The following is an 11,272-nucleotide window of genomic DNA, read 5'->3' on the forward strand; positions in this document are numbered from 1 at the left end:
ATTATGGTCAACTATCCACATAAAATTTCATCTCCGAAGAGACAAGCGCCCCTTTCACAAACTAAAAATTTCGCAAATCGGGGAATGTCTTTTGAAAAGATGATCAACGCTACGAACGATTATTACTTGTCGCATGGGATGGCAGTGATTCACAAGAAACCGACTCCCATCCAAATCGTACGTGTCGACTATCCCCAACGAAGTCGAGCCAAGATCGTTGAAGCCTACTTTAGACAAGCTTCAACCACAGACTATTCAGGGGTTTATGAGGGATACTACATCGACTTTGAAGCAAAGGAAACCAGGCAAAAACATGCGATTCCGATGAAGAATTTTCATCTTCATCAGATCCAGCATATGGAACAAGTCCTTGCCCAGCAAGGAATCTGCTTTGTACTCCTTCACTTTTCTTCTCAGCAAGAAACCTACTTATTACCGGCTGTTGACCTGATTCGTTTCTATCATCAAGATAAGGGACAAAAGTCAATGCCACTTGGATATATTCGAGAAAATGGATATAGGATTGAGCTGGGTGCCTTTCCCCAGATTCCCTATCTCGATATTATCAAAGAACATTTACTAGGTGGTAAAACAAGATGAACAAACAAACTATCCTGCGAATAGCTAAATATATCAGTATCTGCTTCTTAACTGTATTTATCGCAGCTATTATGCTGGGCGGAGGTCTCTTTCTCTACTATGTTAGCAAGACTCCAGCCCTATCTGAAAGTAAACTAGTCGCTACAACGTCTAGTAAAATTTATGACAATAACGATGAACTCATCGCTGATCTTGGATCAGAACGTCGGGTCAATGCACAAGCAAACGAAATACCGACCGATTTGGTCAACGCTATTGTTTCGATTGAAGACCATCGCTTCTTTAATCACCGAGGAATCGATACTATCCGTATCCTAGGTGCTACCCTACGAAATCTTCGTGGTGGCGGAGGCCTTCAAGGAGCTTCAACTTTGACGCAGCAGTTGATCAAGTTAACCTATTTCTCTACGTCAACTTCTGACCAAACCCTTTCTCGTAAGGCTCAGGAAGCATGGCTCGCCGTCCAGCTAGAACAAAAAGCGACTAAACAAGAGATCTTGACCTACTACATCAACAAGGTTTACATGTCAAACGGGAACTACGGAATGCAAACGGCTTCTCAAAGTTACTATGGCAAAGACCTCAAAGATTTGAGTATCCCTCAATTGGCCCTCCTTGCCGGAATGCCTCAGGCTCCAAACCAGTATGATCCATACTCGCATCCGGAAGCCGCCCAAGAACGCCGTAATCTCGTCCTCTCTGAGATGAAGGGGCAAGGTTACATTACAGCCGAACAATATGAAAAAGCGATTAATACTCCGATTACAGATGGACTTCAAAGCCTAAAATCAGCTAACAGTTATCCTCCATACATGGATAATTACCTCAAAGAGGTGATTGACCAAGTTGAACAGGAAACAGGTTATAACCTTTTAACTACGGGTATGGAAGTCTACACAAACGTTGATTCTAAGGTTCAACAACGTCTCTGGGATATTTACAATACGGACGAGTATGTCAACTATCCAGATGATGAGTTACAGGTAGCCTCTACTATCGTTGATGTCACAAACGGGAAAGTCATTGCTCAGTTAGGTTCTCGTCACCAATCAAGCAATGTTTCCTTCGGAATCAACCAAGCTGTTGAGACCAACCGTGACTGGGGTTCTACCATGAAGCCAATCACAGACTATGCTCCTGCCTTGGAGTATGACATCTACGACTCAACTGCTTCGATTGTACATGATGTTCCTTACAACTATCCTGGAACCTCTACCCCTGTCTATAACTGGGATAAGAGTTACTTTGGAAACATAACACTCCAGTATGCTCTCCAGCAATCACGGAATGTGCCGGCTGTAGAAACGCTAGAGAAAGTAGGACTTGATCGTGCCAAGACGTTTCTAAATGGACTCGGTATTGACTACCCAAGCATACACTATGCTAATGCTATTTCAAGTAATACAACCGAATCTGACAAAAAGTATGGAGCAAGCAGCGAGAAGATGGCTGCGGCTTATGCTGCTTTTGCCAATGGCGGTATCTACCGCAAACCTATGTATATCAATAAGATTGTCTTTAGTGATGGCAGTTCAAAAGAATTCTCTGATTCTGGTACACGTGCTATGAAAGAAACGACAGCCTATATGATGACAGATATGATGAAAACCGTTTTGGCATACGGAACTGGTCGAGGAGCCTACCTCCCTTGGCTACCACAAGCTGGTAAAACTGGTACGTCAAACTATACAGATGATGAGATTGAAAACTACATTAAAAATACGGGTTATGTAGCTCCGGACGAAATGTTCGTTGGTTATACTCGTAAATATTCAATGGCCGTTTGGACTGGTTACTCGAACCGCCTTACTCCTATCGTTGGTGATGGCTTCTATGTTGCTGCTAAGGTTTACCGTTCGATGATGACTTATCTATCTGAAGATGATCATCCTGGTGACTGGACTATGCCAGAAGGACTCTACAGAGGTGGAGAATTTGTCTTTAAAAATGGTGCTCGTTCTACATGGACTACACCTGCTCCACAGCAAGCCCCAACACCTGAAAGTTCTAGCTCAACATCTGAGAGCTCGACTTCTCAGTCAAGCTCAACTACTCCAAGCACAAATACAAGCACAAATAATAGTACGACTACCAATCCTAACAATAATACGCAACAATCAAATACAACTCCTGGCCAACAAAACCAGAATCCGCAACCAGCACAACCATAACATTTATCACCCAGAGTATTCTGGGTGATTTTTTCATAGCAGTATCGTATTTATATGATTAGCAAAAGCCTGAGAAGAAATCTTCTCAGGCTTTCTGCGTACTATAAACCTCATTGGAAAAGATGAGAAACTGATTTTGTAATCTTGTTAAGAGGTTTTGTTGAATACTAGTCTTTCTTTGTTTTTGCTACAAAGAGAGCGGATAGGGCTAGGCTAACACCTGCTAGGAAGAGGGCCGAATCAGATTGACTCTCACCAGTTGCTGGCAAGATTTGTTCAGCTGTTTCTGGTCTAGCTATTTCTTGCTTATAATCTGGCGTCTTACCTTGATCGGAAGCTAAAGAGCTAAGTTTAAACTCAGGTTTCTCTACAGTTGGAGCGGCTTGATCGCCTACTGTCGATAATGGTCCTGTGTACTCTGGTACTTCATGTACTGCTGCTTCTACCGCGTTCACACCACCTGTAAACTCTGGTTGCTCAACTGTCGGTGCTGGCTGATCTCCTACTGTACTAAGTGAACCTGTGTACTCTGGTACTTCATGTACTGCTGCTTCTACCGCGTTCACACCACCTGTAAACTCTGGTTGCTCAACTGTCGGTGCTGGCTGATCTCCTACTGTTCCAAGTGGGCCTGTGTATTCTGGTACCTCATGCACTGCCGCTTCAACCGCATTGACACCACCTGTGAATTCAGGAACCTCCAGAACTGGTGGTTGCTCTTCACCCTTGCTTGATTGAACCGATTCTTCTGTTAATTCTTGATAGAAGCTCGCCAATTCATAAAACTCAGCCTTGCCGCCTTCCCAGACTAATTTGACGTCTAGAAGAGAGCCACCATTTCGGATAGCAAAAGTTTGGAGACTAGATGTAATGGCACCGAGGTCTGTCCAGCTGTCTTGACCATCCTTGAGTGTTCTAGCAAGAATACGTGCTTTCGCTCCTTCAGGAAGACTGGAAACGAGACGAAGATGGTTAGCTTTGGTTGGTTCAGACAAGTGATACACCAATTCGCCCTTGTCTTTTTCAGACTTGTAGCTGGTCAAGACTTTGCCGTCTACAAGATTATTATAAAGGTTGCCTTGGCTTTCTCCACCGTTTCCTTCTACTGTTGGATCATTAATCGGTTTGACAAATTCACCGTCGTTGATGACCAATTCTGTAAATCCTACAAAACGGGCATCATAATCCGCTGTATAGAGGACACGGAGATAGTTGGCTTTGACTGGAGTCGTCAATTCACCCTCGATGTAGCGATTTCCTGGCATCTTAGAATCATGTGTCCAACCATCTGTCAATGAATCATCGTGTTGGCTATTGGCCACACCATCTCCTACTGTAACGACATCAGTCCAAGTTTTACCGTCTTGGCTGACTTGAATCTTACCATCACGAAGATAGTTTTGAGTTCCGTCTTGGATGTAAGCTCTAATCTTCTTGATAGTTCGTTCGCTGCCAAGTTTCAAGGTCACATGGCCATCTTTACGAGCATAGTCTGAAAACTCAACGAAGTTGTTATAAACACCATCAAATAATTGATCTAGGTTGTTCAGTTTACGAACATCATTGCTTCCGTATGTTGGATGAATGCCCATAGTTGTAGATTCTAGTTTGGTTGGTTGCACTTCTTTAGTCGTCACAAGGAGAGAAGTAGCTGTAACAGCTTGTTCCTGATCTGTTTTGTTGACTAGACGCACATAACGTACCAAGTGGCTTGCTACAGATCTATCAGTCAACTGGCTAGCTGGCGTCCATTCTTGCGCATTTGCTGAATACTCTAGGCTAAGAGCTGGGTTGGCTTGACCTTGGAGCTGGATGCTCTTGACCTGATGGATACGGTCAAGTTTCATACCTAGATAGCTATGGGCAGGGAGTTTGGTTCCAGCTGGAATTTGAAGCTCATAATGTCCCAAGCTATCCACTACCGGCGTTTCCTTCAAGGCATCGACGTTTGTGTCCGTTAACTCACTGTTTCCAGAGCGTGTCTCAACAGAGAAGTCTTGGATACGCCACCAAAGGTCGAGTGCCTTAGTATTGCGTACTCGGATATAACGAGCATTGATAGCTCTAGTCACTTCCTTGGTTTGCTCACCTGATAGGCGATCCAACTCTTGCCATGCAGTTCCATCTGTAGAATACTCAAGCACACCTGCAGCAAGTTTATCACCTGTTCCTTGACGAAGGCGAACTTTAGTGACTGACTTGACTTCACCGAGGTCAAGTTGTGCCCAGGCATCTACTGGAGTGGTATTGCTACCATCAGCGTTTGCCATCATGGCTTCTGTATTGTCCTTGCCATCAGTGATTTGACGGGCTGAGGTATTTAGTTTGTAGACTAAGTTTGGGCTCAGACTAACTGTCGTTGCTTGTTGGCTACGAGCTTTTTCAACTGGACGATTAACTGCAATTTCCTGAACTGCAAACCAAGTGTTCCCTCGGTCTTCTGTCGCAATCATACGAACTGCTTTAGCCTTGATATTAAGATTTTCAAACTTAAGAAGGGATTCATTTCCGACATAGCTTGGCTCTTTCAAGGTTACCCAGTTGTCATTTTCATCTTGATACTGCACTTCTGCCTTACTAAAGGTATCACGTGGATTAGCCTGCGTTCCCATAGCAAAGGTCAAGGTTTGGATTGCTATTGGCTTGTTGAACTTCATACCAATATAATCACCTGTCTTGATGCTATTTGGTGATTTAATAATCGCATGGGTTGCCAAGTCACCATCCGTTACTTCTGCCAAACCACCTTCTACACCTGTTCGATTAGTAATAAAGGTGCTGATGATTTGATCTGGGTGCAAGACTTTTTGAACTTCAGAAGCTAGAACTTCTTTCAGGGATAGGATAAATGGACGAATGTGTTGAACACCCAATTCAGCCTTTTCCATATGGTCTACATAATGGAAGGTATGAGTTTGAGACTGTTCGTAGAACTTCAAGCCTTTATAATAGCTGTCCCAAAGCTTAGCAGCATCGTTTGTAGCCATGGCTTCTGTTCCTGTAAGGAAGGCATCGAGGGCATTCATTTGGTCGATTGCATTATCCAACCAATAGTGGATTTGAGCGACCATTTTTTTATCGCCTGATGCTTTGTAAAGTTCGGCTGCTTCTTTAATTTTGGCAAATTCAGCTCGCAAGGCTGCACGTTCAGCAGTCACATCCTGACCTGCTTTGAGCTTGGTCATGAAGTCTGTCAATTTTGGAGCTAAGTCTACAGATTCTTCTAATTTAACGACACGGCCATCCATGTTTTGGTTGATCATATGTTTACCAAGTTCGCGGAAGGCTGCTGATACCTTGCTATCTTCAAAATGACCATTTTCAACAAAGTTGAAGGCAATGTCATTGATTTTCTTAGCTTCTTCTTCTGATTTCCACTGTTTCCATGAGTATTGAGCTCCTGAAAAGAGGGCAATCTTAGATGGCTCAGACTGTTGCATTGGGTTCAACATGATACCAGATAGCAAGCTTGGATCCACATTTGGATGAAGGAATTTCTCACCACCACCTAGAATCAAGTGTTGTTTAGAGTTATCTGTTACAGGCCAGTTAATCCAAAGTGAAACTGGGCGATAGGTCTTGCCACCTGCAGTTAGATTGTTTTTGAGAGTTGAAAGGAAGTTTTCAGAGACTTCGCCCCAAATCTTACCACCCGTCAAGGTCATGGATGTTGAACTTGGGAGATTTTCATTGAGGGATTTCAACTCATCCTCACGTCCATTACCCCAATACTGGCCAGGAACAAAGATCATTTCTTTGCGAAGACCGCTGTAGGTTCCCTGCATTTCAGTCAACCACTTGGTCATATCTTGCATCAAGCGGTTGTAGCTATTGTAGCCTCCGACAGGGCTTGGAGCATCATCTGCAAGGATGCCAAATTCGCGGACACCCACTTTCATCAGCTGGGTAAATTTGGCCTTGATGGTTGCCAAATCTTCTTGGTAATGCGCTTCATTGCCAAAGCGGATGCGGTTGTTCATGAATGGATGGATAGTCCAGACATAGCGTGTTTTACTTTGATTTCCGACACGAGCAAGTTCACGGATTTCAGCTAGTTTTTCTTCTGGATAGAGTTCACGCCATTTCTTGTTGTGGTATGGATCATCTTTTGGTGCAAAGAAGTATTGGTTCAATTTCAAATCGCCACCAAAACGCATGAGCTCTGCACGATCGGCATTCGACCATGGATTTCCATAGTAACCTTCGATGAAACCACGGTTCTTGAGCTCTGCGTAATCTTCTACTGTCACATTGCGAAGGACTGGTACTTGGCTTTCCTTGAGCATGTGTTTCAAGGTTGTTAAACCATAGAAGACTGCATCTGTGTCTTTTCCGACGATGGAAATCGAATTATCCTTGATGCTCAAGACATAGGCGTCGATCTTGTCAAAGAGACCTGCTGAAACCTTAGACAAGTTTTGCTCTGCTTGTGAACCTTGTCCATGCACTCCAAGATAGATATTGGTTGCGCCAGCGATTGCTGCCTTACCAGTTGTATAAGATACTTGATTGTCCTGCAAGACACTCTTCAAGCGATTGCGAGTATAAATATCAAGTTGATCGCCCATGACCAGATTGACTTGCTTGCGAAGAGCTGTGACACCTTCGCCATAAGTCACTTTTTGTGGCGTTGGGAAGACCTTGTACTCTTTCTTAAGATAGTCTGCGCTCTTGCTGGCAGCTGCAATGCTGTCTTCGCTAGCTGGTTTACTTGCAGTGAATTGATCTGCCAATTCAACTGTTCCATCGCCTGTTTGCTCTACTTTTGGTTTTTCTGGTGTAGTTGGTTTTTCTGGTTGACTTGGTACAGGCGTTTCTTGCTCTTCTTTAACAGGTTTCAATAGATGAACTTCAGCTGCACTTGCAAAGCCACCAACGCCTTCCAATACTTTCAACTCAATCTTGTTGGTATGCACCGCCGCAAAGTTGACTGTTTTTTCTTGGGCGTTGTTGTCCCAGTTTCCTTCTGAAACCTTGACCATTTGGCCATCTTTTTGTGCGTAGATTTCGTAGCGCGTCACGACACCATTTCCACCACCTGGGCGTGGGAGATAGGTCAAACCATTGACTTTTTCTGCTTCTTTCAAGGTCATAGTAAGGGTGTATGGCGCAGTGTCACCAGTCCATTTAGTATGCCAGAAGGTATTTGAATCATTGTCAAAGGCCTTTTCAACAGCGCCTTCAGTCGCGTTTCCTGGAAGTTGCTGACTGCTTGCGGTTGCAGTAATCTTATCATTTGAAATCAAGCGAGGATTTACAAATGGTTTATCTGACAACTCTGCACTATGCAAGATTCCTTTGAAACCACCGATGCTTTCAAGCGGTAGAACCAAGCTATTGTGGGCAAAGCGAGGGTGGGCTGGATTTGCAATACGCTCAATCTTTTCACCATCCACATAGACTTCGGTTGACTGTGGTTTAGTCACGATGGAGATTTGATAACGTTTGTTCTTTTCAAGTTTTTTATTAAATTGGATATGGAACTGTTCAAACTGGTAAGCAAGGTAGCCGTCTTTATCAGCTAGATAGATACGATTGTCCCCACTTGTTGAGAAGGTTTGTTCCCCGTCTCCAGTGACAGTTACATCAAACTTCAAGACATGACTTGGACCAACATCACCAGCCAAGCCTTCGATACTGCTATCTTTCTCAAAAGCCAATCCCTGCTCACTTGTCTTCACTTTCTTACTTGCATAGTTCTTGACTGTTTCAGAATTGATGGTAAACAAGTCGCTTTGATCAATCTCTTTATCAGGATTTGACTGTGGCGCATAAGGACTCGTTGGTAGGGTGCGTTCTGCAAAGGTCGCAGCTGCACGGTCAGATCCCCAAGTGCGTTCTGCAGTGGTTTGCATGCTCTTGAAGAAGCGTTTAAAGATATCATAAGAGGTCAAACCGGTCTCATGAAGGTCGATATTATCATTCCAAACTGCGTGACCACCACCAAGGATACTTGGATGAGAAGCTGGTAGAAGTGGACCTCCACCTGTTCTAAAATCATTTGGTGTCCAGCTGTTGTACTGGCGTTCGTAGTTTGCATAGTCCCCGTAGGCTGCTTGACTATTGCTTCCACTTGGGACACTATAAGTCGGCACATCTGTGATGTTGATAATCTTAGCTCCCTGAGCAATGGCTTCATTTGGTCGTTGCCATCCAATACTCCAGATATCAACTTCTACTCCGTTCCAATCAACCGCTGTTTTACCTCGTTTCGCACTGAGCGAGCCCCAGATACGAGGGGTATAACCTTTTCCTTTAATGTATTTGATAAGGTCATTGACATAGCGACGATAACTTTCTCTGCTGCCATAGTATTCATCCGTTCCGATATGAACAGTGGACACGCCATGAAGCGGTGCATCTGGACCATCGAGGAGTTTATCATAAACTGATTTGACAAAAGCTAGCGTTTCATCATATTTATTATCTAGGTCTAGCATGGCAACACGTTCAACATTGTGTTTGCCAGCATAATCACTCAAACTACCTTGATACATGAGGTCTGGGCGGACTTTGACAAAGGACAAGGCGTGACCTGGTGTGTCAATTTCTGGCACTAGATTGATATGCAAGGCCTTGGCAAGTTTAATCAGATTTTGCATTTCTTCCTTGGTATAATGCTCATCTGATGTCAATTTTTGACCATTCTTACCGACAATGTCTGTCTCCACACGGAAACCAGTCTTGGCATGTTCAAGGACATACTTGAGTTGTTCTTCTGGACTTAAATTCTTACCTGCCAAGTGTTCCTTTAGGAAGATATAGTTATCGTTGAGGTGCAACTGCAAGTCGTTCATCTTGTAGTAGGCCATGTTGAGCATGATGTCTACAAGAGTGTCGTAAGGGATAAATTTACGACCTGTATCTAGCATAAAGCCACGGTGGCTGAAACTTGGGAAATCACGAATTTCGCCATTTTGGAGGTTACTTTCTCCCATTTGAAGAAGGGTCCGAGTGGCGTAGAAGGCTCCTGTGTTTGTGGCAGCTTCGATGGTAATCACATCATTTTGGATAGTGATGCCGTAGCCTTCCTTACCGTAACCCTTGTTTTCAACCTTTTTAAATTCGATTCGTTTTTGAGCTTGCTTGTCACCTGTTGCTAGTTCCAATCCACGGCTGGCAAGGTCTGACTGATAGAAGGTTGCAGCCTGATCAAAGCCAGAATCGCCCGTCGCAAGGACTGTATCTGAAGTGATAGAAGATTGGCCTTCTTTCCCATACCATTGTTGAACAGCTGGTGCTACTTTTGGCTTCACGCCCACACCTTCGTCCTGATGTAGCCCCTTGATGACTACTTCAAACTCTTTGGTAAAGGTATGACTGTCTCTGATTTGCTGCACCATGACCTTGACGCGTTGATCTGTCAAAGGCTTATAGATGTGATTTTGAAGGTCAATCACACCTTGCTTGTTGCTACCGATAAGGCTAACTTTCCCTGGTAAAGTTGGTAAGACAAGAGACTGTCCATCTTCTGCTACTGTTAGTTCGGTTACTTGGCGGATATCCGTTACCTTACTATGGTCCGGAACGTTAGAATAAGCTCGAATTTCTTGGATTCCAACGTTTCTCCAGTTCATTGTTCCCGCTTGGTAATCATTGACCTCCAATTTGAGGTACTTAGCTTTGATACTTTCAGCTAGATCTACTTTCTCATCTAAAACAGGATCTCCAGTTTTAGTATGAGCGAGTTTCCATTGCTTTTCTCCATTAGCGCCCACATCTTCTTGGCCTGCGTAATAGAGACTCCAAGATTTGATATTGGGGTCATTTTGCCCATTACGAAGACGACGATCCCAGTCAATTTCTACATGTTTGATCAAGGTAGTCTTTGGCAGAGTTAGTTCAAAAGTTGGTTTTGGTACATCTTTGTCCGTAGCCCAACGGGTATTGTCATCTCCATCAATAGCCTTATCTGCAGTAAAGTTGGTTCCAGTCTCATGGTTGCTTGCCTGGGCAGTAGCACCTTCGAGATGGTTGACATCTTCTCTATCTTCAATTTGCTTTTCAGCTGGTTTTGCTGCTGGCGTAGCAGTTTCAGCTGGTTTATTGTCTGCCTTTGGTGTTTCAACCGGTTTCGGCGTTTCTGCAGGCTTGGGACTTGCAGGACTTATATCTGGTTTTGCCTCTTCATTTGATGTAGGATTGCTTCCTTCGTCAGTCGCTGGAGTCTCCTCACGACTTGCTTCTGTTGCAGCTTCTGCATCCGCCTTTTTAAGCACATCGGATAAATCATCGGGTAACTTATCCAGTGCTTGAACATGGGTAATGCTTCCCTCTGTTTCTGAAGGCGCTGCTGTTTCTGCCGCCTGAACCATATTGGCGCCAAAGATACTAGCACCAATCATAACGGAGGCTGCACCGATTGCAAATTTTCTTATACTATAGTGACAGCGTTTCTCAAAAAAATGTCTATCCATCTTTCTCCTATTCCTTTCATCCGCATACATGAGTAAGCGGTATCATTTCTCCTTTGAAAAAAGGAGAGAACCTAGAGGTCCTCT

General features: G+C 43.9%; 3 protein-coding genes. 2 read left to right on the top strand and 1 reads right to left on the bottom strand.

The window, feature by feature from the left end; all coding sequences use genetic code 11:
- Positions 1 to 3: 3 nt before the first annotated feature.
- Both recU and pbp1a read left to right on the top strand, forming a co-directional pair.
- Positions 4 to 600, top strand: coding sequence for a Holliday junction resolvase RecU (gene recU, locus M9H69_RS08245; protein ID WP_250315358.1), 597 nt, complete (start codon positions 4 to 6; stop codon positions 598 to 600).
- Complete coding sequence (gene pbp1a, locus M9H69_RS08250) at positions 597 to 2,771, top strand: penicillin-binding protein PBP1A (protein ID WP_250315359.1); 2,175 nt, start codon at positions 597 to 599, stop codon at positions 2,769 to 2,771. Before recU ends, pbp1a begins: the two co-directional genes overlap by 4 nt.
- Before the next feature lie 167 nt (positions 2,772 to 2,938).
- Here pbp1a and M9H69_RS08255 read toward each other — a convergent pair whose 3' ends face one another.
- Complete coding sequence (locus tag M9H69_RS08255) at positions 2,939 to 11,188, bottom strand: SIALI-17 repeat-containing surface protein (protein ID WP_250315360.1); 8,250 nt, start codon at positions 11,186 to 11,188, stop codon at positions 2,939 to 2,941.
- Between the last annotated feature and the right edge of the window lie 84 nt (positions 11,189 to 11,272).

The sequence above is a fragment of the Streptococcus oralis genome (assembly GCF_023611505.1).
GTDB classification, from domain to species: Bacteria; Bacillota; Bacilli; order Lactobacillales; family Streptococcaceae; genus Streptococcus; species Streptococcus oralis_CT.